The sequence below is a fragment of the Methanolobus sp. WCC4 genome (assembly GCF_038022665.1).
Taxonomy (GTDB): Archaea; Halobacteriota; Methanosarcinia; order Methanosarcinales; family Methanosarcinaceae; genus Methanolobus.
Map to the genome: position 1 here is coordinate 835,861 of NZ_CP150629.1, position 23,741 is coordinate 859,601.

Consider the following 23,741-nt stretch of genomic DNA (forward strand, 5'->3'; position numbering starts at 1 on the left):
TAGTAATATTGACTATTGTCTATACATTGAGATGTTTGGACAATATACATTTATCTATGTGTGATCATCAAGTTTCAAACGATTTCTGTGTAGTTGTTCTTTTTAGATTCATAGTAATAAATGATTAGGTTATTTACAATACCTGCAAAAGTTAATATTTAATAGAGGTGTTAAATCTGTCAGGAGATGCCTTATGTTTGAAGTAAAAATACAACACATTGATGCTGAAAAGCGTGCAATTCCTGTTCTCAAAATACAGTTACACCTTAAAAATCCTGAGCTATACCCCATCGAGTTACTAGGCTATAAAATAAACCTACGTTTTGCAGGAGTTGTTGTAGGAAGTACTTCTAGTTATAGCTCTATAAGAATTGATAATCATGGCTCTCATTACTTCAATGAGGATATTCAAATAACTCCTTATATTTTTGAAATCATAGATCAATCTAGAAAAAATGGTGATGTCCACATAAGTGGTTCTCTTAACTGCCTTTATTTAAATTTATCAATAGATAAAGCCAATCAGACTCCGCAGGTATTTGATAGGCAATTTGATTCTTATAAATTATCCCAACTTGATTGGATTAATTTAGCAACGAAAATGGGGTATACTCGATACAAGATTTTTGAAATGATCTGGCCAGATATTCCTCAACTAGATGAGTTGAATAATATAATTAGAGGCCTAGATGAAGCTCAAACTCTGTTCTATGAAGGTAAAAATAATGAAGTGGTATCAAAGTGTAGATTAGTCTTGGAAGAGCTTATGCCAATTGTTACAGGAAAAAATTCCAGCAACAAGATTGAAATGAAAAAAGAAATGGCTGATATTGTTGACTATGGTTCATTCCATAAAGATGGTGAAAGTAGTAAAAGTGAAAAGATAGAAGATTTGAGACAAAAGATTTGGCGTTATCATCATATTGGTCCACACTGCGGATACCCTGTTACAAGAGCAGATGCAGAACTTTCAATCATGCTATGTCTTTCTATGGTCAGGTATTATTCTGTTCAGATAAACAAACTAAATGAAAGTACAGTGTAATCATATATATTTCGAGCCTATATGGTACTATAATAGTGAGGTTTAAGGACTTGTTTAAGCATTCAGACATTCCTTTTATTTCACTTTTCAAAATCAATTCGGTTTTTTCCGCTTTACCCTAATACTAATATACGATACTGGTGATTAGAACCTATAATCTACAGGTGATATACTTGGTTTCCACTTCAGGCTCTAAAACACGAAATCCCTATCTGGAAATGTTAAGGCCGGAGATAGCGGATATGGACTTTGCCCTTCCTGCAGCGAGTGCTTTGCTGGCAGCCTATCTTGCTACAGGCTCTTTCCCTATGCTTATTCCTTTCATAATTGCAGTGATCGGCGGTTATGCGGCTATCACAAGTTCCTATGTGTATAATGACTACTGTGATGTCGATATCGATGAGATAAATCTTCCCAACCGTCCACTGGTATCAAACAGACTCAAACGTTCTCAGGCTCTAAAGTATGCTCTTCTCCTTTTCATCATCGCCAGTGTGGCGGCATTGGTCCTGAATGTCGAGTCCTTTGTGGTGCTTCTCATAGCTGTGGGAACCATAAGTGTCTACTCAGCAGTGGCTAAAAGGGCCACGTTCCTGAGCTTTGTTCCGGTAGGTATCGCTTACGGTCTTGTTCCAATAGGCATCTGGCTTGCATTCGACTCAGCCGGGATCATAGGATATCCGGGGCTTTTCGGAACTGTCCCTTCCTATGGTGACATACTTCCTGTTCCTGCGATCTTCCTTGGCCTGATGATGTGTTTCACCGACTGGGGCTTTACACTCTCAGGTGTGGCAAGGGATGTTGAAGGTGACAGGGCAAGGGGTGCACCCACATTCCCTGTGACATTCGGTATTCCCGCAACAGCAAAGTTTGTGACCTTCATGTGGGTAGTAGGTGTTATCGCCTCTATTGCCATAGGTCTGACAGCGAAGATCGGTCCTGTCTATTTTGCAGGCGCATTGCTCGCAGGTGGCTGGATGCTCACACAATCATTTGATTTCATAAAGAACCCGACAGAGGGGCGCGGTGGAAGACTGTTCCTGCAGGGCTCCAGATACAGGGGCATAATGTTCGGTTCTCTCATACTTGACGTAATACTTTGCATACTCGTACCGGCATATTCCGGTATCCTGTGGTAACTTTGAGGTTCAACATGGACGCAGATATCATTGTAATAGGTGCTTCACCTGCAGGGGTGATGGCAGCAAGGAACGCATCAAGAAAAGGATGCAAGGTAATACTCCTCGATAAAAAGGAAGCTGCAGGTGTGCCAACCCACCCTGCCAACACATTCTTCAAAGGTATGTTCGACCGTACAGGTGAGGAAGTGGACCAGAGCTATGTCATCAAGAATCTCAAGGGTGCCTACATCATAGCACCGTCCGGCAAGAACGTCATCTTCGAGGGAGATGCCTACTTCCTTGACCGCAAGAAGTTCGACGAGTTCTACATCGAACAGGCAAAGGATGCCGGCGTGGATGTTCGCTTTGGTGTGGATGTTCTCAATGTTCTCAGGAAGGATTCCGGATTCATAGTGAGCACTTCAAAAGGCAAGGCAAAGTGTAAACTTGTCATAGTCTCCGACGGTATCAATTCAAAGATAAGTGCACTTCTGGGCATGAAACCAATAAAGTATCCACAGGATATTGCCTGGTCACTGGAAGCTGAGATAGAAGCAGAGGGTATCGGTGAACCTGACCTGTTTGAGTACTATGTAGGTAATCATGCACCCGGCTGGAAATCCACATATTCACCATGCGGTGGTAACAGGGCAACCCTTGGTATGTATGTCCGCAGACATGGCACGGATGTGTCCGACTTCTTCGATGCATGGCTTGAGAGGTTCAAGTCATTGAAAGGACTGGATGAGGTTAAGATCATCAGCAAGTCCGTTGGTGGCGACCCTATAGTTGCCATTCCCGGTGATATCGTGGCCGATGGTGTCATGATAGTGGGAGGTTCTGCAGCACAATCCGGTATAGGCTATGGTATGCATGCAGGACAGATGTGCGGTGACGTTGCAGCCGACGCGATAAAGAAAGGCGATACATCAAAGAGGTCCCTGTCAGAGTACAGGAGACTCTGGAACGATGCCTACAGGACAGAGTACTACCTTGGAAGGTTCGCCATGGAGACCATGAGGAAGATGACCGATAAGGAGATCGACGGTCTGATGGAGGTCTTCGAGGGTGAGGACCTTAAGGTACTTAGCGGAACTCCTTTCAATCAGGCATTGCAGGTATCGAAGATGATATTGAAGAACAATCCTTCTTCTATCCTCTCATATAGAGCTGTATTCAGATCAAAGTGAGCCATGAATAAGAAATATTATTTTTATAAGAACCCCTTTTTCAAAGTATATGCCCAGATCGAGAATGACAGGGTGAAGATGAAGACCTCGGGTATAGCATCTTCGGTCATGGGTTCTTTAGTCTCGGATATGATGGAGATATTCGAGGATACAAAACCATCAAAGGTGGAAAATGATAAACTGATCTATTCCACATGGATGCCCCCGATCCCAAGCAAGGCCTTCGACCGTCTTGTGTCAAGCCAGATGCGTGCCATGAGGGGTAAGTTCGTTCCAGAACAGATCACCATCTCCATTACAGAGGAATGTCCCAACAGGTGTCTTCACTGTGCACTGCCGGACACGAAGAATAAGGCAAAACTGGACCCTGATGCCGTGAAAAGTGTCATCGACCAGACACAGGACATGGGGACCACGCTCATCATCTTCGATGGAGGTGAGCCTCTTCTCTACGATGGTCTTGAGGACCTGATATCCTATGTAGACCAGTCAAAGGCGATACCGGGTCTTTTCACATCCGGTGTGGGTATGACCCCTGAGCGTGCTCAAAGCCTTAAACGGGCAGGCCTTTCAATGCTCAGCATAAGTCTTGACAGTGCAAATGCAGAAGGTCACGACTATATGCGTGGTCGTCCCGGGGTTTTCAAAGAGGCTACCAACGCTATAAAATACGGTATTGATGCAGGCCTCCTGGTTGGTATCTATGTTGTCCTTTCACCACGGAATGTCGATGAACTGGATGAGTTCTACGAGCTTGCAAAGGAGCTGGGTGTCCATGAGCTGTCTTTCTATGAGATCGTCCCTACAGGAAGATGGGAGGGTCATGAGAAAGAGGTCGTCTCACCTGAAGGTCTGAAGAAGTTCGATGATTTCGTGGAACGTACTTCCCATGCAGAAGGACCCAGGGTTTTCCCGATACCTCAGATAATCAGGAAGATGGGATGTTTTGCAGGGCGCAAATGGCTACATGTGACTCCTGAAGGTAATGTCCTCCCATGTGCGTGCATGCCGAAGCCATATGGCAACATCCATGATGAGAGACTGGCTGACATCTGGAAGAAGATATACAAAGACCCTGTTTTCAACTCAGGTCCGTGTCTTATGAGGGATGCTGAGTTCAGAAAGGTCCACCTTGGACTTGAAAAGTAAATCTACTCTTTAATGAGTTAGAATTAATAAAAAAACAGTTGAATGAGGGTGAGAACACCCTCGGAATTTTGATTATTTCAGGACGCCTGATCTCTGGATAGCCATCAGGTTCTCCATCGTCAGCTTTTCTCCGGACTTGAACTTGTCCATGATGTCTTCCGCATCCTTGCGGGCATCTGCCTTTGCAGCTTCCTTCTTTCCATCGACATCTCCCTTCTTCATCTTGCGGAGTTCCTTGTCGATATCACGGATCTCTTTCTGTGCTGCAATGAAAAGCTTGTGCTGTTCATCAGCTTTTTCCTGGAATTGAACGAATTCTTTATGAGCAGCATCTGATTCTGCACGTACCTTGTCAGCCTCTTTGAAGGTGGTGATCATCTTGTCATGATATTCCTGTGCCTTCTGTGCGTACTCTGAAAGTGTAGTGTGGAACTGTGAAGCTTCGTCCCTGATCTCCTGTGCTTCTGCCATCAGGTTCTTGAGCTCTTCATTGCCCTCGAGCTGCTGCTTCTTGACAACATACTGCTTCTGGAGTTCAGTGATCTTGTTGACCAGCTCTCTTTCCTTGTTGGTTGTAAGGACTTCGGTCTGCTGTGAGAATTCCAACCTGTCGATCTCTTTGCGTATATCCTTGATCGATGGACCACTAAGGTTGTTATCGTTGCGGATCTGGTCTATCTTGGCAAATACATCGTTCGCCTTGTTGTTGACCTCATCACGGAGTGCCTTGTTCTCCTTAACCTTCTCGTTGTTCTCGTCACGGAGCACCTTGTATTCCTGTGCCTCGTTGATAAGGTCCTTGGTCTTCTTGTTCAGCTCATTGCGCTTTGATGCAAGTGTGCTTGCCTCTGCATTGAGTTCGTTACGTTTGGTCTTGTACTCTTCTGACTGTGTCTTGAGCTCAGTCTTCTTGTCGTTAAGTTCTTTGATCATTGCCTTTTTGTCCTCCCGGTCCAGCAAAAAAGCTGGCATTTCATGCATTTCTAATGCACGATACCTGGCATTACTCCGATTCCAGTGACTGGATTACCGGAATAACTGCTTCAAGGTTCTTCTCTGTAATGACAATATTCGCAAATTCACGCAGGATCGGTTTGGAATTGAAGGCTATTGCGTACCTTGCCATCTTGAATATACATATGTCATTGGCACCATCGCCAACCACTATGCATTCATCAGGCTTTATCCCATACCTTTCAGCGATCCTTTCAAGAACATGTTCCTTGGAACCCTGTTCTGTAAGAGGACCTTTGACCTCTCCTGTGAGATGTCCATTGTCTATGAGAAGTTCATTAGCGACTACATGATCCATTCCAAGGTTCTTACCAACGCGCTCTGCAGCTATGGTAAATCCTCCGGAGATCATTGCAGTCTTATAACCCCGGGATCTCAGGTGATCAACAAGCTCTTTCGCACCGGGCATAAGTGGCATCTTGTCGAGGGCAACGTGCGCATCATCCAGTGAAAGTCCTTTAAGCAGCCTCACTCTTTCCACAAGTGCTTCGGAAAAATCAAGTTCCCCGTGCATTGCTCTTTCGGTGATAGCGGCAACTTCGTCTCCCACTCCTGCGGCGTGTGCCAGTTCGTCAATGGTCTCAGCATCAATAAGAGTGCTGTCCATATCAAAAACTATTAACTTGACCCTGTTAGGCTTATTGCTGGTGCGATTCACTTCATCAAACCTGAAATTTGAATCCCGTATTGAAACAGTATTTAAGTGCCGAGATTGATGTGAAATACGTTACATTGCTTTTAAGGTTTTCGATAGAGGCAGATCAACAGAAAATCTATTTTCCGGATATCTTCAAAAGAAGGCAAAGAGTGTACTCATTTTATATATAATTACTATAATATAATACTCCCGATATATCCGTGTAATCAATAATGGGTGACAATTATGGAAACCACCGAAACACAATCATGCAGCACCGGAGACTTTGATATTACGAAAGATGTACTTGATCAGCTACCATGCATGGTCATGGCGATAGACCGGGATTATAACGTATTGAACCTCAATGCAGTAGGATGCAACTGGCTTGAAGAGGACCTTGAACACGTTAAAGGTAGAAAATGCTATGACCTTGTACAATCCCCTCACTGCAGAACCGATAATTGTCGTGTGAAACAGGCAATGGAAAATGACCGTGTATTTGTCTGGAGGAATGAGATGACAGCGGCAGGACGTACGTTCCCTGTAGAATATACTGCATCTCCTTTGAAGGACAAGGCCGGTAACATTGTAGGCGGACTCGAATATGTCATCGATATAACAGAGAGAGTGAAGATCGAGGCAGAGGTCAGGGCACACAGCCGAACCATAATGGAACTCTCAACACCTGTCATCAAACTGTGGGATGGAATAGTGATCCTTCCGCTCGTTGGTGTAATTGACACCATGCGCGCCCAGCAGATAATAGAGAACCTGTTATCTTCCATAGTCGAGAATGAGGCAGCTGTGGCAATACTCGATGTGACCGGTGTCCCTATGATAGATACCAGTGTTGCGCAGCACATACTCAAGACCGTGAGCGCAGGGAAAATGCTAGGTGCAGAGGTTATCATCACCGGATTCAGTCCTAATGTCGCACAGACCCTTGTGACACTTGGTGTCAATCTGGGTGACATAAAGACCAGTGGTTCACTACGTGATGGTGTCTCAAAGGCATTTGACATTCTGGGCAAGAAACTTGTTTGATTCACAGGTGGTTCCATGCAGATACCAATACTTAAACTGAAGAACATCCTCCTCACATCGATTCAAAGCGATATGACCGATGATGATGCCCTGAGGTATCAGTCGGATGTTGTTTCCTTTCTGGAAAAGAGCGATGCAAAAGGCCTGATAATAGATATCACTGCAATGGATATCGTTGATTCCTTCATGGCCCGTGTGATCAACGAGACCGCGAGAATGGCACGCCTTATGGGTGCAAAGGTCGTTCTCTGTGGTATGCAGCCAATGGTTGCACTGACACTGGTGGAAATGGGACGTGAGCTTATAGGGGTAGAGACTGCCCTGAATCTTGACAAGGGATTTGATAAGCTTCTGGAAATGATCGCTGAAGGAGTTGATGATCATAAGTGAGAAAAGTATAGAGCTTAAGATAGAGGATGATATTCTCATAGCCAGGCAGGTTGCAAGGCAGGAGATGGCTGATATCGGCTTTGGTTCCGCAGATCAGACCCGTATGGCTACAGCTATCTCTGAACTGGCAAGGAATGTGATCAAATACGCAGGACATGGCGTATGTCATCTAACCACCGAGTCTACACCTTCTGAGATAGTGATCAAAGTGCAAATAGAGGATTATGGTCCCGGTATAGAGGATATCGATAAGGCCATGGAAGATGGCTATACCACCGGTGGTGGCCTTGGTGCAGGTCTTCCCGGTGCAAAGCGGCTGGTCAATGATTTCTCCATTGAATCAAGTCCCGGATTAACAAAAATAAACCTGGAAATGAGTCGTCCTAATGTCTGATAAGAATGTCTGATAACTGTGATAACACGTTCCCCGGAGATGATCAGGAGGTAACGATAGAGGTAAAGGACCGTCCTCATGTTGCAAACGTCCAGACGAGTGCAAGATGGGTGGCAAAGAAGCTTGGTTTCTCTCATATCGATGTATGCAGAGCAGCTTCATCGGCATCAGAACTTGCTTCGAACCTGATATTTCATGCCAGCTACGGGGGTTCCATAACCATCAGGGCTGTTATGAAAGATGGAGTTGTGGGTATAGAGATCGTTTCCTGCGATGAAGGCCCCGGTATAAAGGACGTGGAACTTGCCCTGCAGGATGGTTATTCCACCGGTCCGGGTCTCGGTTCAGGACTTCCCGCAGTTAATAGGGCTATGGACGAACTCGAAATCACAGTAACAGACGATTCACATACACTAATAATAACAAGGTTGTGGCATTCATGCGAGTAGCAACGGAATCCCGTTCATTCAATAATGACGTACATTGCGGTGACCAGTGTGACTGGTGGATAGAGGATGATATAGTGACCCTGTGCATGATCGATGGTCTGGGGCATGGGGAACGTGCTGAAGAGGCAGCAAAAGAAGCTCTGGATTACGTATCCTGTCACCTGGACGATTCCCTCGATAGATTGTTCTCAGGTTGCAATAAGGCTATCAGGCATACAAGAGGTGCAGCAATGAGCATTGCACGTATCGATCAGAACGATTCCAGCCTTGAATATGCTGGTATCGGGAATACCCGTACAATGATGTATGGTGAGAAGTCATCTCATCTCCCTTCAAGCTGGGGTATAGTGGGTGGAGGATATAGGCATCTGCATGTGGAGAGGAGTGACCTCTCTCCCTATGACCTTGTGATCATGTGGACTGATGGCATCCCCGAGAGTATCAAGCTATCATCGTATGACAGATACCTGCTGCAGGATGAACAACAACTGGCAAAGAGGATACTTGAGGACTACGGACGCATGACGGACGACGCGACCATACTTGTGTATGCAAAGGGGTGATCCACTATTAACAAAGCTGATTTCAATGAGCGGTATTATGATATCCTGAAGGGCTATGTATCAACCCGTGAAGAGAAATATCTGATGAGGTCAGATGACCTTGGGTACGAACTTGTAAGGTTCAATGTTCCTCCTGAAGATATCATCGAAATGCACGAAATGGCTGTAAAGAAGCTGGCAACAGATCTTCCTGCAAAGAGCATGATGGAATGTGTGGGTTTCCTTTCAACTCCTCTTGTAGAGGTCATGATGGCATACGGTCTTGCATTCAGGCAATGGATAGAGGACCTTGAAAAGAGCAAGAGGGAAGTGGAGGAATATGCCCGGGAATTGCAGCATTCCAATGACCTCAAAGAGCTCTTTGCAGATATAATGCGTCACGATCTTTTGAATCCTGCTTCCCTTGTCAATGGTTTTGTCTCGATCCTGCTTGAATGGGAAGATGATGAAAAGAAAAGGTCATTGCTTTCAAATATCAATAAGAGCAACAAGAATCTTATCGATATCATAGAGAAGGCAGCGGAATTTGCCAAACTGGATTCAGTTGAAGGAATTGAGTTCTCTTCAATGGATATTGGTTCCATTCTCGGGGAAATAGTCGACAGCTTCATGCCAAGATTCGAGGAAAGCGAGATGACCGTTGCTCTTGATACTGAGGGTTCTTATCTCACAATGGCCAATTCTGTTATCGAGCAGGTCTTCATGAATCTTATTTCCAATGCCATCAAGTACAGTCCCCGTGGCAGTCACGTCCATATCACTATACTGGATGAAGGGGATCAATGGAATGTCAATGTGAAGGACCAGGGAAGTGGCATCCCTGAGAGTGACAGGGAATTTATCTTCACCCGTTTCTCAAGACTTGATAAGGTCAAGAAAGGAAGTATCAAGGGAACAGGTCTCGGACTTGCGATCGTGCACAAGGTAGTTACCCTCCACAATGGCAGTGTAGGTGTGGATAGCAATTCTCCCGAAGCTGGCAGTACTTTCTGGGTGAGGCTCAACAAGGTACGTACAACTTAATCCACATTTTCATATTTTCTCCTTTTTATTTTATTTTTGGTGTATTCTCTCATTTTTGACAGTTAGCGAATCATTCCAAAAGTAATATATGCTACACTGCACATTGCACTACTGTGATTTTACATGGCAAAGATTGGATTCATAAAGCTAGGTAACTTAGGCATGAGCCAGGTGGTCGACCTCGTACAGGACGAGATCGCAGCAAGAGAAGGAATTACCATCCGTTCATTCGGTACAGGTCCTAAAATGGGCAAAGATGAAGCAGCAGCAACAGAAGAACTCAAGAAATTCGATGCTGACTTCTATGTAATGATCAGCCCAAACTCCAGCGCACCAGGCCCAACCGCAGCTCGTGAGATATACAAGGACGTTCCATGTATCGTTATCTCAGACGGTCCAACAAAGAAGGAAGACCGTGCAGCACTCGAGGAAGCAGGATTCGGTTACATCATTATGACCGTTGACCCACTCATCGGCGCAAAGACAGAGTTCCTCGACCCTGTAGAGATGGCATCATTCAACTCAGACGCAATGAAGGTCCTTTCAACCTGTGGTGTTGTAAGACTTATCCAGGAAGAGCTTGACAAGGTTGCTGCAATGGCAGACGAAGGTAAGGAACTTGAGCTTCCACACATCCTCGCAAAGCCAGAGAAGTGCATCGAGAGAGCAGGCTTCAACAACCCATACGCAAAGGCAAAGGCTCTTGCATCCCTCCACATGGCTGACATGGTCGCAAAGATCAACTTCCCAGCATGTTTCATGATGAAGGACCTCGAGCAGGTAGCACTCACAACAGCAGCTGGCCACGAAATGATGCGCGCAGCAGCACAGCTCGCAATTGACGCAAGAGAGATCGAGAAAGCAAACGACAGTGTCTTCAGGCAGCCACACTCAAAGAAGGGCAACCTGATGACCAAGACAGCTCTCTACGACAAGCCACAGTAAGTACCTCTAAGGTACTTCCTTTTTTCTTTTTCTTCTTATGGATACCCTTTCTGTATTTCTGATCGCTATCGGTCTCTTTGTACTATTCGTTCTCTTCACTGCTTATTTCCTCAAGAGTTACATCGTTATGAATTCCGCAGACAGTGAGGACAGGGAAGAAACATCCTCGGAAGATGTGGATCCTTCTGAGTATTCCGAAATGGAAGAAAAGAAGTAAGATATAAACAAATTAAAAAAGAACCGGGAATCCCGGTCATGTAATTATGGTATTCTGTTTTATTTTGGCTCTTCCTTAGCCCTTGGCATTGCTATGATCTCTCTGACCTGCTGGCTGAAGAAATCAAAGGAATGTGCAGGTCTGAGGACAACTGACACATCAGCTCCCTGACGGGTTCCACCGATCGCTATGATCTCTGTTTCCGGGGAAACTGGTATGTGACCTGAGTCTGCTGCCATCATTGCGCACTCGATCGCTACCTTGAATCCCTTGCCGAACACCGCACGCAGTGTGTCAGATATCACATCTGCCCTGCTGGCACCACCAATGCGCTTCTGGATGGCACGCTCGACACCAGAGAACATGTGGGACTGGGTTGTCATTACAACTCCAAGCTCGTTGAGCTTCTCAAGCTTGTCCTCGTCAACTTCCCACTCTCCAGGTTCCTTGAGTCCGTACTGGTGGGTTATTGCAATGATCTTCACGTCCTGACCCTTGAAAGCCTCTGCAGCTATGAGTGCGGTCTCACCGCTTGTGCTTGCCAGCACCACGTGTTTTATCCCAAGTTCTGCAGCCCTCTTTGCAGATAATTTCATTACTTCTTCTGTGTTTGCCTTTCCGACATCGTCAAAGTATGTGATCGTCTTTTCCATGTTATCGCCTGTAGTTCTATGATGAAATATGATTGCTCCATTATGGCATGTGGGTGATGGTATTTTTGTATTGTGGCTTGGGGTGTTTACAGTTTGAATTATGGCACCTGCACATTAAGTATGGGGATATAGATAACCGTAAATTTTTGTATGTTAGTCTCTTTTGACTTTTATGAAATATCGGCTCTGTAGAATTCCTCGTTTGAGTGCATAAGTAAAGTGTAGGCAACATGTCTTTTCATTAATTTTTCGGATTGTGCCGGCTTCGCCGGAAGCCTCCGGGATGGTTTTAGTTGTTTATGCTCTTCAATTGGTCAATCTTATCTTTCTTCTGCAACCTTGTGTTTCTTATTCTGCAAATGATTATTTGGAATCAAAGAACAGTGCAACCATCCGCCGCAGGCGGCACGTTCCTTCGCTGCCATTCTGAAGACAATTGAAATACTGCAGTAATTGAAAATTGCTAAGTTCAAAGCTGGAATTAACAGTCTCAACAGAGCGCAGATATTTGTTTTCAGCAGTCTTCTCCCATCTCCAAACTTTCTCTATGTAAACGATCAAAATAACCGGTTTTGCACTATCAGTATTCTCCTCCACGCACCCCAAAGCACCCTATTCCCAACCGTAAACGATGCTCTTATCAATAAGACGGCAGTTATATTAATATAAGGGAGTTTGGCAAGTCATAATTCATATTTACTGAGGTGATCGTTTGGCTGAAACAGATTATGAAGATAACAATGTAAAGATCATAACTACAGAGATACAATCCGAGAATCCTGTGTTGATCGAGGGTTTTCCGGGAATCGGTCTGGTGGGTAACATTGCCAGTCAGCAGATAATCGATGAATTGAAGATGGAATATCTCGGTTCCATTGACTCGAGACACTTTCCTCCAATTGCGGTTCTCTATGAAGGGCTCATAAATATGCCAGTACGCATCTACGAAAGTGTTGAGCATGGAATGGTGATGATCGTATCGGACATCCCTATCAATCCGGTGGTGGCATACGATATAAGCAAGGCTCTTCTCACATGGGCGAAATCCATCAATGCAAAGGAGGTAGTCTCACTTGCCGGTATCGCCACAATGAGCGAGGAGAACAAGGTCTTCGGTGCAGCTACGAATATGGATATGCTGGAAAAGATAAAAGATAAGGTGGAGCTTTTCCAGATGGGAACCATCTCCGGTATATCCGGCAGCATAATGGGTGAATGTCTCGTACGCGACATGCCTGCAATAAGTCTTCTCGGTTCCACCATGAGCCAGAACCCTGACCCAAGGGCGGCGGCAGTTGTGATCGATGTGCTGAACCTTCTCTACGGTTATGGTATCAATACCGAAGGTCTCATTGAGCAGGCTGAGAAGATCGAGGTGGAGATGCAGAGGCTCGCCGAGGATGTCAGGACCACTGAACAGCCACAGGGCACAAGGAAAGAGTTCCCGATGTACGGGTGATAACATGGAATATGCTGCTTTGACAGGAATATCCGAGCGTGTTATCTCAGACCTAAGGCAGAACCGTCTTCTGACAATTGAAATAAGAAGTCCTCATAATTTCCTTGCAGCCCTGCGTTTGAATGTGGGTGACATGTTGTTCCTTACCCATACGAGTCCTGAGGATCTTACAGGCGGCAGCATGGGTATCATTGTGAAACTACTCAGGCATCAGGTATCAACCCATCGTATGATGCAGAGCACCGAGGCATACTATGAAGAACGTGAGACAACAACTCTCAGGTTACAACTTGATCCGAAATGTATTGCAAGGGTGCGTAAAGTACTGAACAATACAATAGGTGAGGTCACAACGGTGGATGCTGAAGAGATCCCTCTCTACAACGCAAGATAACCATATTCTCAATCGAACGTTCCGGGGATGGTATCCAGTCCCCTTTCTATTTTCTCAAGTAGTTCATAGCTGATACCTATGGGTACCTCTTCATTGGCATATCCGCTATGTTTTCTTGACCCCTTGCATCCGTAGGATATCCCGATGCCCTCAAGAAGCGGTCTTGCAGTACAATCGCCGCATATGGATGCTGCGCCGATCGACCTTGATGTGATACCCTCTCCGTGGTGGAATGCATATGCCTGTATTATCTTCATGGCACTTTCAGGTTTGAGATAGAGCAGAAGTACATCGAACTCGCCGCTATTCTTCCCCAGAGGCCCGATTCTTATGGACCTGTAGTTCTTCTCGATCCTTGGAAGTGAGTTCACAGCCCTTTCTGCAGTTTCCATATCCATGTACCTGTTGGACTTCAGGTAATAGTCTGCAGGTCCGTTCTCACTGATGCCGAGAATATACTTTCCAGGTCTGCATCTCTGGTCCTCTATCAGGAACTCCTCGCCATGTCTTGCTCTGTGCACAAGTTCGCAGTACAGCATTTCCGATGTCTCGCCTTCCTCGTCGCAAAGTGTTATGCATACGGGCTCGCCTTCATTCATGAGTGCTTCAATATTGGGGTATCCTGAACTCATCATCTATTCTCCTGATGTTCTATTGTATATTTCTTTGCCTCGGCAGCGTACATGTGTGCAAGTCTTGTAGGTTCCGGAAGTTTCCATCCTTTAAGGCAGTGCTTCGCAATTTCCAGGCAACTGTCAAGGGACACTTTATGTCCGGGCGCTACAATGATCGGATTGCTGCGTTTGTTGCTTTTCACAAGCCAGCCCACCTGTTCTCCTTCATACACGAGCTTTTGGGCATCTCCGACCTCTGCAGGGGTTTCAGAGCTTCCGCAGAGTATCTTCTTCGATACTCCTATTGTGGGTATATCCGTCACAGCTCCAAAATAACTCGCCATCCCTGCCCTTGTCGGATGGTTGATGCCGCAGGAATCGAACATGAGGATATCCGGTATATTCTCAAGTTCAGAAAGAACAGAAGCAATGGCTTTCCCTTCCCTGAAATTCAGGTATGTAGGGATATACGGGAAAGCCACCTTTTGTACTATGTACTTCTTTTCGATAACTTCAAGTGAACTGTAGTCCAGAACGACCATGGCGCAGACGATGTTTTCGTCAAAATAGGCGCAGTCCACACCAGCTATACGGTGGATATTGCCGAAGCCGTCCTCAAGACTGAGCTTTTCAACAGCCTTGTTCTGGAGGACTCTCAGTTCCTCCAGTGTGCGTGAAGCCGGGTCGAACCAGTGGTCCAGTTCGTCCTTATTCAATAGTTGCCCTCACAGTCGTGAACACAGGTCCACGGATATCTATCTTCTTCTTGTTGCTGGTGATGAAGCGCTGTGCGAGTGGTTCGAGGCGGATATTGATCTCAGAAGGTACCTTCACTATCCTCACCCTTGTCTCAACCTCGCTCTCACCGTTGGTAACGGCATCTTCAATATCCTTTGCCGCCTGGCATGCGAATGCATCAAGGAACCTGAGACCTGTCCTTGCGGAATGGTTCTCAAGTACCTTCTTCCATTTCTTGTTGTCAGGTACTCCGAGGATATCATTCTCATATGCAACGACCTCATTGAAAACAGCAGGTCCACAGAGCTTTGTCTCCTCCTCCGGTTCGATGACAGAGACCTTCACGGTCTTGCCCTCGATGGTTCCTTCCCATGCAGGGAACTCGCATGGACTTGGGGTTGCGGAATGTTCCTCGCAGACTGCTGTGATGGCCTTGACGATTTCCATGCCTTCTGCTGTCACCGGAACGTTTGATACACGGACATTCTTTGCAAGCTCATTATCGGTCATCTTCCATTCGGAGTACTGTGCGATCTGCGGATAGGTGAGTGAACGGATATCTGTTGCATCGTGGAGGATCATTGCAAGCCTCTCGACGCCAAGTCCCAGGTTCATCACGGGATATGGTATATCGTACTGTGAGAGTGCTGTGGGTGAGTAGATACCGAAGGTAGCTATCTCTATCCAGCCGTCGGAGTATTTTGTATTGGAGCCTACGAGGTTAGGATGGTAGGCAAATACCTCTATCTGGGTATCAGGTACGTAGTACTTGCTGCGCTTGTCATCAGCCCTGAACATGAACTTCTCGAAACCGAACTGTGATAACAATCCCTGTGCAACAGCCTTTCCATGGTCGATGGTGACATTCTCATCCATTATCACACAGGATGCGGAATAGTATGTCATAAGACGGGCTGCATCCTCGTCCTGTTCTCTTCTGAAACAGCGGTCGATGGAGAAGAAGTTGAAAGGTGGTTCAGCACGCTCGATGACCGATGCAAGACTGATGAACCAGCCTGATGTCATGTGGCTTCTCAGGGTCTTCTTGATCGCCTGCGGGATGAGTTCCTTGAACTCGGGGAATACCTGGTCGATCATCTCTACGATAAGTGAATCCGACACACCGATACCTGCAGCGATCTCAGGGACCAGGTCATCTCCTTCCACATCTCCCTTCTTGTATGCGTGAAGGATCTTCCTGATGGTCTCTATGGCCTCATCGTCGATATCACCGAGTATTTCCCTGATGGTGGCAATACGTTCGTCAGAGATGCCTACATTTGGACGTGGGAGGCCTGCAAGATAGAAGCACCTGTCAAGGACTGCCAGTGCCTCGTGGCCGAACTGCTTGTGAACCTCTCTTTCATCGACTATGAGCGGGTTCATCATTTCCTCGAATCCCATTCTCATGTATGCGTCACGGAGCTTTGAGATGGTGTCATACACAGGGTGTGGCTTACCATACTTGATGGTCATGTGTGGGTACTGGTCATTCAGCTTTGTCTCACTGATGTAGTCCTTCCCTTTGTTCCATTCAGCATCAAAATCCTCGTTTGCTGCCTTTTTAATGTCATCAGGATTGAATTTCATGTATTTTCCTCGTAATATTGTGATAAGTGAATCGTAATATGTGGGTTAACCGATCCGGTCTTCAAATTCCCTCATTGCCTTTTCCAGTTTCTGCTGGCGTATGGCATTGGTCAGGTCTCCACGGGTCTTCTCTATGATCGACCTTGTGACATCGGTCTTGTGCCTGAGTCCGTGTGTCATTGCATCAGGATAGTCGAACATCATAAGACAACTGTGGATCTCTTCCATGAGCTGGAGGTATCTCTCCCCTTCTTCGGGGCTGTCCTTTCTGATAAGGTCCAGTATATGTCTCCTGAGTTCTCCGCTGACATCACCAAGTCCGTTGAGATATGCGACATCGCTGACATTCAACTCCTCCGGTCCGGCCAGCTTCGTCTCTTCCTCGTCCTCATTGAGTATATGGTAAACGACTATGCATTCGACGTATTCCTGCTGGGCATGTTCCAGAAAACCTGAGAAGTAGACTTCCGGATAGTCCTTAAGCAGATCATCTATTCTCTGAAGCATTTCTCCTGCCTCTTCTATCAGGACGAGGGCACCTTTTTTGTCCTTGTTGTGTATCCTGTACATCGCTGTCCTGCAATTACGCACAACGTCCCTTGAGATCGACAGGGCTGCTTCTCTTCCCTTATCTTTTTTCTCAAAGTTGTTCTTGATGTTACTGGATATATCGTAGATCATTGCAATCCTTTAGTTCATTTGCCGCTTTGTATAAACAGTTTTTCAAAAGCAAAGCTGAAATGCGCAGGTATGCAGGAAGCCGGATATATAGCTTAATGTAGGTGGTATGTAAAAAAAAGGGTTAAAGAACGAACAAACGTGTCGTTCTTAATTCACTCGTCGACCGGAATGGTCTCGAGCTGGCTTGCAACATCCCATATGAGAGTTCTTGTGTGTACAGGGATGTTTGGGTCGTTGCTGATATCCTCAAGAATGGATATGCTTGATGATGTTCTCAGGAATAGTGGTTCATCATCTTTTCTTAATGTTTCCAGAATATCATTTGCAGAACGCCTGATGTTTCTTGGTACTGAATTATCGTTTGCGATATATTCCAATTTTTGTTTGCATTCTTCAATGACTTGTTCAAAATTTGACATGTAGGATCACCTTGATAAACTTGAAATTAAAATAGGGTTGCTCAGTTATCCCTAAATAATTATATTCTATAAAAAGACTTTCATTGGTATATAGGTTTTGAGAAAAAGGAGATAATATGTCAAACACTGATGATGTGAAAATACAGAAGATATCTAAAATGCTTGAGATCGGAGGCACTATGCTGGCACAACACTGCAACAATTGTGGTGCTCCTCTCTTCCGCTATCAGGGTCGTGTACTATGCCCTGTATGTGATGATGTTCGTGATCCACGCGGGGCTATGGGACAGGCCAATGATACAGCTCCCATATCATCTGCAGGAAATGAGGTATCTCCAGTGGATACAATGGAAGAGCCAGTTGCGGCACGTCCTGAATCAATTCCATCACCTGTAGCGGAGCCTGTCAGGACAGAACCATCTAAACCTTTAGTCCAGGGCTCAGTTTCGGAACTGGAGTCACTAATCATCAGTAAGATGACCGGTATGGCACGCGAGATGCAGGATGAGAAGGATCCAAGAAGGATCGATGAGTATCTGGACCTTATCGACCGTTGCATGGACATACTCGCAAAGATGCAATAATGGATCTGGTTTGGATGGTAACATCCATTCCTTTATTGCTGTAAAGTTCTATTTTCTGTATTCACTGCCAACTATCTCTCTTATCTTTGCCGCGGTCTTGGGGCCTATATTGCTGACCTCGAGCAGTTCCTCATAGCTTGCTTTCATGACATTCTCTACAGAGCCAAAATGCTGTAACAGGTTACGTGCGGCTTTTGGTCCGATGTCGGATATCGAAGAGACAACATATTCCTGCTGCTCCGGTAACATCGCTGCAGCCTTCCTGCCGTGCATATTTACCTCTCTCTTCTCATCGACCTGTTCCCTTTTTGCTATCTGCATCAGAAGCGATGCCGTATCTTCCGCATCACGGGTGTAGAATATCGACACTCCAAAATCAAGGGATATAGAGGATATTGCACCGTGTATGGCATTGGGGTTCATACCTCTGCAATTGAACAGGCTGTCGCCTTCAATGATGAGCACGGGCTTTTCATACGCTCTTGAAAGGTTTGCTATCTGCTCGAAGAGTTTCTGTTCGATGAGTGAACTCACGAAGTCCTGTGTTTCTTTCCTTTCAACAGCTATGCGGTCACTGAGAATGTAATCGCCTACCTCGAGGGTCTTCACTATGATCTCCATTCCATTCCTGTCAAGTGTCCTCGCAACAGAACTACGTATCTCCCTCTGGTCAACGACTATCTTTATCTTGCTATCATTGTCACCATACTCGAACAATGTCCTTTGTTCCTCTCCGGGGATATCGGATGCAAACTCCTCTGTAATGGAGCTGTTCTTCACAGCAGGCATGGCTGCCTGAAGCTCTTTCATGTTACTCTGCATCTTCCTTTCCCTTGAAAGGCTGCTCCAGTAGTATGCCTCGTCACGGGTGCCTTTTGTAACAAGCACGACAACACGTCCCTCGTGTTTCCTCCCGGTTCTGCCCTTTCTCTGGATACTCCTTATCTCAGAGGGAATGGGTTCGTAGAAAAGAACGAGGTCGGTTGATGGTATATCGAGTCCTTCCTCTGCAACGGAGGTTGCCACAAGTACATTGTAATCTCCCGCCTTGAACTGCTCGATGATCTCCACCTGTTGTTTCTGTGTCAGGCCCTTATCCTTGTATTTGGATGCCTGGCCAACAAAACGCACCGGCCTTATGCCCTCTACTTCTGAGAGCTCTTTGGTTATCATCTCCGCAGTGTCACGATAGTTCGCAAACACAATGACCCTTGAATGCGGCTTACCTTCCAGTTCCTCAAGAACTATTCTCTTGACATACTCCAGTTTCGGATGCTCGATATCGCAGTCCTTCAGGCGTCTGCTTGCCTGCCGTATGTAGATATCTTCCGCAAGACGTTTCGATGCTTTACTGCCGCTTTTGGAGTAGGCCTCATTGTCCAGTCTTTCCATGTACATTCGAAGTGACTCAAGTCCCTGTGTCTCTGTGATCTCCACTGCATGGTTCACTTTCATTATCTCTGCAAGCAGTGAGATCGCGCTATAAACGGAAGGGTCGGGAATGCCACCTCTCAGCTGCCCCTGAAGCTTCGCCTGAAGTCCGAGCAGGTCCTTCTTTGATACATATCTCTGGTTATAGATGGGGTAACCAAGTTCTGTGAGTTTTTTGTACCTGTCCTCAAGGACCTTGTTGAGCAGGTTCTTTATCTCTCTCATCTCATCCGGAAGGTTGATGCGCTTCCACTCGATCTCTTTCTTGTGGATATAAGGAAGAACATCTTTGTCGGATTCGGTCTTCACGGCAACCGACTCGATGTGAAGTGACTGGCAGACCTCTGCTATCTTCTCATCGGAACTTCCGGGACTTGCAGTGATTCCCAGGCACAGAGGGTTCTTTGCGGTCTCAAAATACTTCTCGGCTATGTAGGTGTAAGCGTAATTTCCAACTGCCCGGTGTGCCTCATCGAAGGTAATGTGTGTGACATCCTCAAGACTGATCCTTTTCGTCAGGATGTCGTTCTCAATTACCTGTGGTGTGGAAACGATGACCTTTCCCTGTTCCCACAGTTCTGCTCTTTTATCCGGGCTGATGCTTCCGGTAAAGGTGAGGACCTCTTCTTCGGGTAGGTTGAACACATTCCTGAAAAAAGAAGCGTGCTGCTCTACAAGTGGCTTAGTTGGCGAGAGCACCATCACCTTGCCGTCATATTTCTCAAGGCGTGATGCCATTACGAGAAGTGATATGATCGTTTTACCGAGGCCCGTGGGGAGTACTACAAGGGTGGATGTGTCAAGTGCCTTTCCTGCCAGATCAAGTTGATATAGCCTCTGCTCGACGGCATCTGCTTTTATCAACGGGTGTCTGATGAATTCCGGCATGTTATGGCTCTTGGTTTGCCATATATACTCTCTTCATGTTTTTAAATATAATTAGAGCGGGGTGAAAGTAATGTATAAAAAAAGAACTCAGAGTGCCTTACCGGCACTCTCGAAATCCCTGCCCATGTAGATCAGCTCATGGATCAGGTCTGCGATACCGTCCACTGGAGCACGGACTTGTTTCATGCTGTCCCTGTCCCTGATGGTCACGGTGTTATCCTCTATGGTCTCATAGTCGATGGTGATGGAATATGGTGTTCCTATCTCATCATTCCTTCTGTACCGTCTTCCGATGGTACCGGAATCATCATAGGATACAAGCAGTCCCTTCTGCTTCAACCCGGTTTCAATTGTCCTTGCAGGACCGATGAGCTCTTCCCTTGTGAGGAGCGGAAGGATAGCTACCTGTACAGGTGCTACTTCCTTTTTGAGCCTCATGACGATCCTTGCCTCTTCCTCTTCCGTTTCTTCCTTTCCGGCGACCATTTCCTCTTCAAAGGCATGTTCCATTGTGGAATAGAATATCCTGTCTATGCCGTATGAAGGTTCGATCACATGAGGTATGATGTTCTCACCGCTGATCTTCACAGTCTCTTCTGCGAACTCCACAATGTCTCCGGGTACAGTGACCTCCTCGCCATCGACGGTGACGGTGATGTTCTCCTGTTCGAGTTCTGCCTGGCTCAGGGCTTTCAGTGCATCTGCAACAGCCTTTGCCTTGCCCTTGAAGAGAGGTCCGAGCTTGCCCATATTAGGCTTGACCACGAATTGCGTGACCATCTTAGGTTCGCTGTATTCCCTGTATATCGAGAGTTCGGTCTTGCTGACATTTGCATGTGCCTTCAGGTCATAGTCCGTCCTGTCTGCGATACCGACGACCTCTACCCAGCCGAACCTGTCGGTCTCGATCTCAGCATCCCAGCAGTCGATGGCATAGTGTGCCATCTCATCCTTCATATGCTGCCTGAATCTCAGTTTGTCCGCTGCGATTCCCACGCGCTGGAGGAAGTGGTTGGTGAGTCCTATCTGGTATGCAAGGAACTCATGTGCAATGGTTCCTTTCTCAACTGCTTCACCAAGGCTCATCTGCTCTATCTCTTCCCTGTCCTGTGCCTCATCCGAGTAGAGGTTGATCACAGTATCTGCGAACCTGCCAAAATCAGGGTGCTTCTTATCGTTCGGGTCGATGAATATCTCGGCTTCTGCCTGAGTGAATTCTCTCAGTCTTATGACACCCTGTCTTGGTGATATCTCATTACGATATGACTTCCCGATCTGGGTAGCACCGAATGGGAGTTTCTCACGATAGAAACGTGCCAGTCTCAGGAAGTCCACGAACATTCCCTGCGCGGTCTCAGGACGCATATATCCCTGTCTGCCTGTTCCCGGACCGATATTGGTCTTGAACATGAGATTGAACTCGTATGTCTCACCAAGTTCACCTTCACACTCGGGGCATTTCACACTGTTCTCTGTGATCACCCTGTCGAGTTCCTGGTCACTGAGGGTATCCGGTATGGCTACGTATTTCTCTACCAAGTGGTCTGCCCTGAATGCCTCACCACAGTTCTTACACTCGCAGAGAGGGTCTGAGAAACCACCTACATGACCGGAAGCTACGAAAACATCTTCGATACCAATGGTAGGTGCCTCTATCTCCATGTAGCCTTCCTGGACGACATAGGTCTCACGCCAGATCTGCTCAATTCTGCGTTTCAATGTACTTCCCAGAGGTCCGTAATCGTAGAATCCGGCGGTACCTCCGTAAAGTTCGAAAGAGTTCCATAAGAATCCCCGGCGCTTGGCCAGTTCTATTACCTGTTCATATTTATCCATGGATGATCCTCTGATTATATGAATGAATTATGAATTCATCGATATGCCCATTGCATTTAATAGTAACGAAAGCACTTTGAAATACGTATGGTCATATTGTGAGTAATCGTGTATGTGTTTTGGAAAAAAACTCTCATTACTCTTATATGTATGTTCATACTTTCTATGTGTTGAGCAAGGTCTAATCTCAATCAAATCATATCATATCGTACCACCATCTTATATGATTCAATTGGTCATTTCAACACTGGCCTTGCTCTTCCTATCGAAAATCTTTTTCTTTGATCATATTGACATCTAATCTATCTGCTGTTCTTCCATTGCTATGGCTCTTCGATGGTTTTGATGTTGTCGCCATAATATGTTAAAAAAGAACTGTGTGGGGTTTGGACAAAACCCCTTTGTTTCCACTGGAACGAACAAATATAATAATAATAAGGTCACTCTGAATTGAGTGCTTCTTCTGCTGTCATTCCCTGGTGGACTATCTTTGAGATGTGTGACACAAGCTTTGTAGGGTCTTCTGACTGGAAGACATTCCTTCCAATTGCCACTCCTTTTCCACCGGCTTCAAGGGAATCATGGATCATCTCAAGAAGCTGTTTCTCAGTATCCATCCTTGGGCCACCTGCGATAACTATTGGTACAGGGCATCCTGCAACGACCTCTTTGAAGGTATCGATGTCACCGGTGTAACTCGTCTTCACAATGTCAGCACCAAGTTCTGCACCAATCCTTGCTGCATGCTTTACATAGTCTACATCGTGTTCTGAACCCACCTTTGGTCCTCTTGGGTACATCATGGCGAGAAGTGGCATACCCCACTCATCACATTTGCGTGCGATATATCCCATATCCTGAAGCATTTCCGCTTCATCATCCGCGCCAACATTGACATGAATGGACACTGCATCTGCACCTATCTTTATTGCTTCTTCGACATCTGTGACGATAACCTTGTGGTTTGGATCAGGTCCAAGTGAGGTTGAAGCTGAGAGGTGAATGATAAGTCCTATATCCCTGCCATATCCGCGGTGTCCGTGCTTTGGAAGTCCCATGTGCCCGAGTACCGCATTTGCTCCACCATCTGCTACTTTATTTACCATTGCCGGGAGGTCAATGATCCCTTTTATCGGTCCTGCTCCAACCCCGTGGTCCATGGGTATGATTATCGCATTCCCTGTATTGCGTTCGAAGATCCTTTCCATCCTGACAGATTTGCCAATTTCACTCATGTTCGCATCATTGCCTCTATTATAGATAATACTAA

At 46.0% G+C, this 23,741-nt stretch carries 26 protein-coding genes; 15 read left to right on the forward strand and 11 right to left on the reverse strand.

Features of this window, described 5'->3' with window-relative positions; all coding sequences use genetic code 11:
* The first annotated feature begins 193 nt into the window (after positions 1 to 193).
* The 4 genes from V7O63_RS04185 (at position 194) to V7O63_RS04200 (ending at position 4,505) form a co-directional block, all read left to right on the forward strand.
* Complete coding sequence (locus tag V7O63_RS04185) at positions 194 to 1,045, forward strand: hypothetical protein (protein ID WP_340820259.1); 852 nt, start codon at positions 194 to 196, stop codon at positions 1,043 to 1,045.
* A gap of 173 nt (positions 1,046 to 1,218) precedes the next feature.
* Positions 1,219 to 2,184 (forward strand): UbiA family prenyltransferase, encoded by a 966-nt coding sequence (locus V7O63_RS04190; protein WP_340820261.1) that lies wholly within the window; start codon positions 1,219 to 1,221, stop codon positions 2,182 to 2,184.
* Between the two features lie 14 nt (positions 2,185 to 2,198).
* On the forward strand, positions 2,199 to 3,356 hold the full coding sequence (locus tag V7O63_RS04195; protein ID WP_340820262.1) for an NAD(P)/FAD-dependent oxidoreductase: 1,158 nt from the start codon (positions 2,199 to 2,201) through the stop codon (positions 3,354 to 3,356).
* Between the two features lie 3 nt (positions 3,357 to 3,359).
* Positions 3,360 to 4,505: a radical SAM protein gene (locus V7O63_RS04200; RefSeq protein WP_340820263.1), complete on the forward strand. Its 1,146-nt coding sequence runs from the start codon at positions 3,360 to 3,362 to the stop codon at positions 4,503 to 4,505.
* A 72-nt stretch (positions 4,506 to 4,577) separates the two neighbouring features.
* On the opposite strand, the gene V7O63_RS04205 is transcribed toward V7O63_RS04200, so the two are convergent.
* Positions 4,578 to 5,438, reverse strand: a complete 861-nt coding sequence (locus V7O63_RS04205; RefSeq protein WP_340820788.1) for a coiled-coil protein — start codon at positions 5,436 to 5,438, stop codon at positions 4,578 to 4,580.
* 70 nt (positions 5,439 to 5,508) lie between these two features.
* Positions 5,509 to 6,177, reverse strand: coding sequence for a phosphoserine phosphatase SerB (gene serB / locus V7O63_RS04210; RefSeq protein WP_340820264.1), 669 nt, complete (start codon positions 6,175 to 6,177; stop codon positions 5,509 to 5,511).
* Positions 6,178 to 6,402: 225 nt separating this feature from the next.
* Here serB and V7O63_RS04215 point away from each other — a divergent pair, with 225 nt between their 5' ends.
* From V7O63_RS04215 to V7O63_RS04250, 8 genes are all read left to right on the forward strand, one after another.
* Complete coding sequence (locus tag V7O63_RS04215; protein ID WP_340820265.1) at positions 6,403 to 7,203, forward strand: PAS domain-containing protein; 801 nt, start codon at positions 6,403 to 6,405, stop codon at positions 7,201 to 7,203.
* A gap of 15 nt (positions 7,204 to 7,218) precedes the next feature.
* Complete coding sequence (locus V7O63_RS04220; RefSeq protein ID WP_340820266.1) at positions 7,219 to 7,593, forward strand: STAS domain-containing protein; 375 nt, start codon at positions 7,219 to 7,221, stop codon at positions 7,591 to 7,593.
* A complete protein-coding gene (locus tag V7O63_RS04225) occupies positions 7,580 to 7,987 on the forward strand; it encodes an ATP-binding protein (RefSeq protein ID WP_340820267.1) in 408 nt (135 codons plus the stop codon). The genes V7O63_RS04220 and V7O63_RS04225 overlap by 14 nt, the downstream gene beginning before the upstream one ends.
* 5 nt (positions 7,988 to 7,992) lie before the next feature.
* On the forward strand, positions 7,993 to 8,436 hold the full coding sequence (locus tag V7O63_RS04230; protein ID WP_340820268.1) for an ATP-binding protein: 444 nt from the start codon (positions 7,993 to 7,995) through the stop codon (positions 8,434 to 8,436).
* On the forward strand, positions 8,427 to 8,999 hold the full coding sequence (locus tag V7O63_RS04235; RefSeq protein WP_340820269.1) for a SpoIIE family protein phosphatase: 573 nt from the start codon (positions 8,427 to 8,429) through the stop codon (positions 8,997 to 8,999). The genes V7O63_RS04230 and V7O63_RS04235 overlap by 10 nt, the downstream gene beginning before the upstream one ends.
* Positions 9,000 to 9,005: 6 nt before the next feature.
* On the forward strand, positions 9,006 to 10,022 hold the full coding sequence (locus tag V7O63_RS04240; RefSeq protein WP_340820789.1) for an ATP-binding protein: 1,017 nt from the start codon (positions 9,006 to 9,008) through the stop codon (positions 10,020 to 10,022).
* Between the two features lie 123 nt (positions 10,023 to 10,145).
* Complete coding sequence (locus V7O63_RS04245) at positions 10,146 to 10,967, forward strand: F420-dependent methylenetetrahydromethanopterin dehydrogenase (RefSeq protein WP_340820270.1); 822 nt, start codon at positions 10,146 to 10,148, stop codon at positions 10,965 to 10,967.
* Between the two features lie 37 nt (positions 10,968 to 11,004).
* Positions 11,005 to 11,184 carry a hypothetical protein gene (locus V7O63_RS04250; protein ID WP_340820271.1) on the forward strand — a complete coding sequence of 60 codons (180 nt, stop codon included), beginning with the start codon at positions 11,005 to 11,007 and terminating at the stop codon, positions 11,182 to 11,184.
* 59 nt (positions 11,185 to 11,243) lie between these two features.
* Here V7O63_RS04250 and V7O63_RS04255 read toward each other — a convergent pair whose 3' ends face one another.
* Complete coding sequence (locus V7O63_RS04255) at positions 11,244 to 11,837, reverse strand: pyruvate kinase alpha/beta domain-containing protein (protein WP_340820272.1); 594 nt, start codon at positions 11,835 to 11,837, stop codon at positions 11,244 to 11,246.
* Between the two features lie 712 nt (positions 11,838 to 12,549).
* Here V7O63_RS04255 and V7O63_RS04260 point away from each other — a divergent pair.
* Positions 12,550 to 13,296, forward strand: coding sequence for a proteasome assembly chaperone family protein (locus tag V7O63_RS04260; protein ID WP_340820273.1), 747 nt, complete (start codon positions 12,550 to 12,552; stop codon positions 13,294 to 13,296).
* A 4-nt stretch (positions 13,297 to 13,300) separates the two neighbouring features.
* A complete protein-coding gene (locus tag V7O63_RS04265; protein ID WP_340820274.1) occupies positions 13,301 to 13,690 on the forward strand; it encodes a DUF473 domain-containing protein in 390 nt (129 codons plus the stop codon).
* Between the two features lie 8 nt (positions 13,691 to 13,698).
* On the opposite strand, the gene V7O63_RS04270 is transcribed toward V7O63_RS04265, so the two are convergent.
* From V7O63_RS04270 to V7O63_RS04290, 5 genes are all read right to left on the reverse strand, one after another.
* A complete protein-coding gene (locus V7O63_RS04270; protein ID WP_340820275.1) occupies positions 13,699 to 14,322 on the reverse strand; it encodes a DUF169 domain-containing protein in 624 nt (207 codons plus the stop codon).
* A complete protein-coding gene (locus tag V7O63_RS04275; RefSeq protein ID WP_340820276.1) occupies positions 14,322 to 15,020 on the reverse strand; it encodes an endonuclease V in 699 nt (232 codons plus the stop codon). Before V7O63_RS04275 ends, V7O63_RS04270 begins: the two co-directional genes overlap by 1 nt.
* Positions 15,013 to 16,632 carry an O-phosphoserine--tRNA ligase gene (sepS, locus tag V7O63_RS04280; RefSeq protein ID WP_340820277.1) on the reverse strand — a complete coding sequence of 540 codons (1,620 nt, stop codon included), beginning with the start codon at positions 16,630 to 16,632 and terminating at the stop codon, positions 15,013 to 15,015. The genes V7O63_RS04275 and sepS overlap by 8 nt, the downstream gene beginning before the upstream one ends.
* Positions 16,633 to 16,677: 45 nt before the next feature.
* Positions 16,678 to 17,313, reverse strand: coding sequence for a haloacid dehalogenase (locus tag V7O63_RS04285; RefSeq protein WP_340820278.1), 636 nt, complete (start codon positions 17,311 to 17,313; stop codon positions 16,678 to 16,680).
* Positions 17,314 to 17,465: 152 nt separating this feature from the next.
* Positions 17,466 to 17,732, reverse strand: a complete 267-nt coding sequence (locus tag V7O63_RS04290) for a UPF0147 family protein (RefSeq protein ID WP_340820279.1) — start codon at positions 17,730 to 17,732, stop codon at positions 17,466 to 17,468.
* Between the two features lie 116 nt (positions 17,733 to 17,848).
* Between V7O63_RS04290 and V7O63_RS04295 the strand changes: the two genes are divergently transcribed.
* Entirely contained in the window at positions 17,849 to 18,316 is a 468-nt protein-coding gene (locus V7O63_RS04295; protein WP_340820280.1) for an Sjogren's syndrome/scleroderma autoantigen 1 family protein, read from the forward strand.
* A gap of 48 nt (positions 18,317 to 18,364) precedes the next feature.
* Here V7O63_RS04295 and V7O63_RS04300 read toward each other — a convergent pair whose 3' ends face one another.
* The 3 genes from V7O63_RS04300 to V7O63_RS04310 form a co-directional block, all read right to left on the reverse strand.
* Positions 18,365 to 20,635 carry a DEAD/DEAH box helicase gene (locus V7O63_RS04300; protein WP_340820281.1) on the reverse strand — a complete coding sequence of 757 codons (2,271 nt, stop codon included), beginning with the start codon at positions 20,633 to 20,635 and terminating at the stop codon, positions 18,365 to 18,367.
* Positions 20,636 to 20,722: 87 nt separating this feature from the next.
* Positions 20,723 to 22,471, reverse strand: a complete 1,749-nt coding sequence (glyS, locus tag V7O63_RS04305) for a glycine--tRNA ligase (RefSeq protein ID WP_340820282.1) — start codon at positions 22,469 to 22,471, stop codon at positions 20,723 to 20,725.
* 440 nt (positions 22,472 to 22,911) lie between these two features.
* Positions 22,912 to 23,706 (reverse strand): 2-amino-3,7-dideoxy-D-threo-hept-6-ulosonate synthase, encoded by a 795-nt coding sequence (locus V7O63_RS04310; RefSeq protein WP_340820283.1) that lies wholly within the window; start codon positions 23,704 to 23,706, stop codon positions 22,912 to 22,914.
* Positions 23,707 to 23,741: the final 35 nt, after the last annotated feature.

Bases quoted from the DNA above. Each gene is read 5' to 3' on its own strand.
- V7O63_RS04185 (WP_340820259.1), top strand. From the start codon at position 194: ATGTTTGAAGTAAAAATACAACACATTGATGCTGAAAAGCGTGCAATT.
- V7O63_RS04195 (WP_340820262.1), top strand. From the start codon at position 2,199: ATGGACGCAGATATCATTGTAATAGGTGCTTCACCTGCAGGGGTGATG.
- V7O63_RS04200 (WP_340820263.1), top strand. From the start codon at position 3,360: ATGAATAAGAAATATTATTTTTATAAGAACCCCTTTTTCAAAGTATAT.
- V7O63_RS04205 (WP_340820788.1), bottom strand. From the start codon at position 5,438: ATGATCAAAGAACTTAACGACAAGAAGACTGAGCTCAAGACACAGTCA.
- V7O63_RS04215 (WP_340820265.1), top strand. From the start codon at position 6,403: ATGGAAACCACCGAAACACAATCATGCAGCACCGGAGACTTTGATATT.
- V7O63_RS04220 (WP_340820266.1), top strand. From the start codon at position 7,219: ATGCAGATACCAATACTTAAACTGAAGAACATCCTCCTCACATCGATT.
- V7O63_RS04225 (WP_340820267.1), top strand. From the start codon at position 7,580: ATGATCATAAGTGAGAAAAGTATAGAGCTTAAGATAGAGGATGATATT.
- V7O63_RS04230 (WP_340820268.1), top strand. From the start codon at position 7,993: ATGTCTGATAACTGTGATAACACGTTCCCCGGAGATGATCAGGAGGTA.
- V7O63_RS04235 (WP_340820269.1), top strand. From the start codon at position 8,427: ATGCGAGTAGCAACGGAATCCCGTTCATTCAATAATGACGTACATTGC.
- V7O63_RS04245 (WP_340820270.1), top strand. From the start codon at position 10,146: ATGGCAAAGATTGGATTCATAAAGCTAGGTAACTTAGGCATGAGCCAG.
- V7O63_RS04250 (WP_340820271.1), top strand. From the start codon at position 11,005: ATGGATACCCTTTCTGTATTTCTGATCGCTATCGGTCTCTTTGTACTA.
- V7O63_RS04255 (WP_340820272.1), bottom strand. From the start codon at position 11,837: ATGGAAAAGACGATCACATACTTTGACGATGTCGGAAAGGCAAACACA.
- V7O63_RS04265 (WP_340820274.1), top strand. From the start codon at position 13,301: ATGGAATATGCTGCTTTGACAGGAATATCCGAGCGTGTTATCTCAGAC.
- V7O63_RS04270 (WP_340820275.1), bottom strand. From the start codon at position 14,322: ATGAGTTCAGGATACCCCAATATTGAAGCACTCATGAATGAAGGCGAG.
- sepS (WP_340820277.1), bottom strand. From the start codon at position 16,632: ATGAAATTCAATCCTGATGACATTAAAAAGGCAGCAAACGAGGATTTT.
- V7O63_RS04285 (WP_340820278.1), bottom strand. From the start codon at position 17,313: ATGATCTACGATATATCCAGTAACATCAAGAACAACTTTGAGAAAAAA.
- V7O63_RS04290 (WP_340820279.1), bottom strand. From the start codon at position 17,732: ATGTCAAATTTTGAACAAGTCATTGAAGAATGCAAACAAAAATTGGAA.
- V7O63_RS04295 (WP_340820280.1), top strand. From the start codon at position 17,849: ATGTCAAACACTGATGATGTGAAAATACAGAAGATATCTAAAATGCTT.
- V7O63_RS04300 (WP_340820281.1), bottom strand. From the start codon at position 20,635: ATGCCGGAATTCATCAGACACCCGTTGATAAAAGCAGATGCCGTCGAG.
- glyS (WP_340820282.1), bottom strand. From the start codon at position 22,471: ATGGATAAATATGAACAGGTAATAGAACTGGCCAAGCGCCGGGGATTC.
- V7O63_RS04310 (WP_340820283.1), bottom strand. From the start codon at position 23,706: ATGAGTGAAATTGGCAAATCTGTCAGGATGGAAAGGATCTTCGAACGC.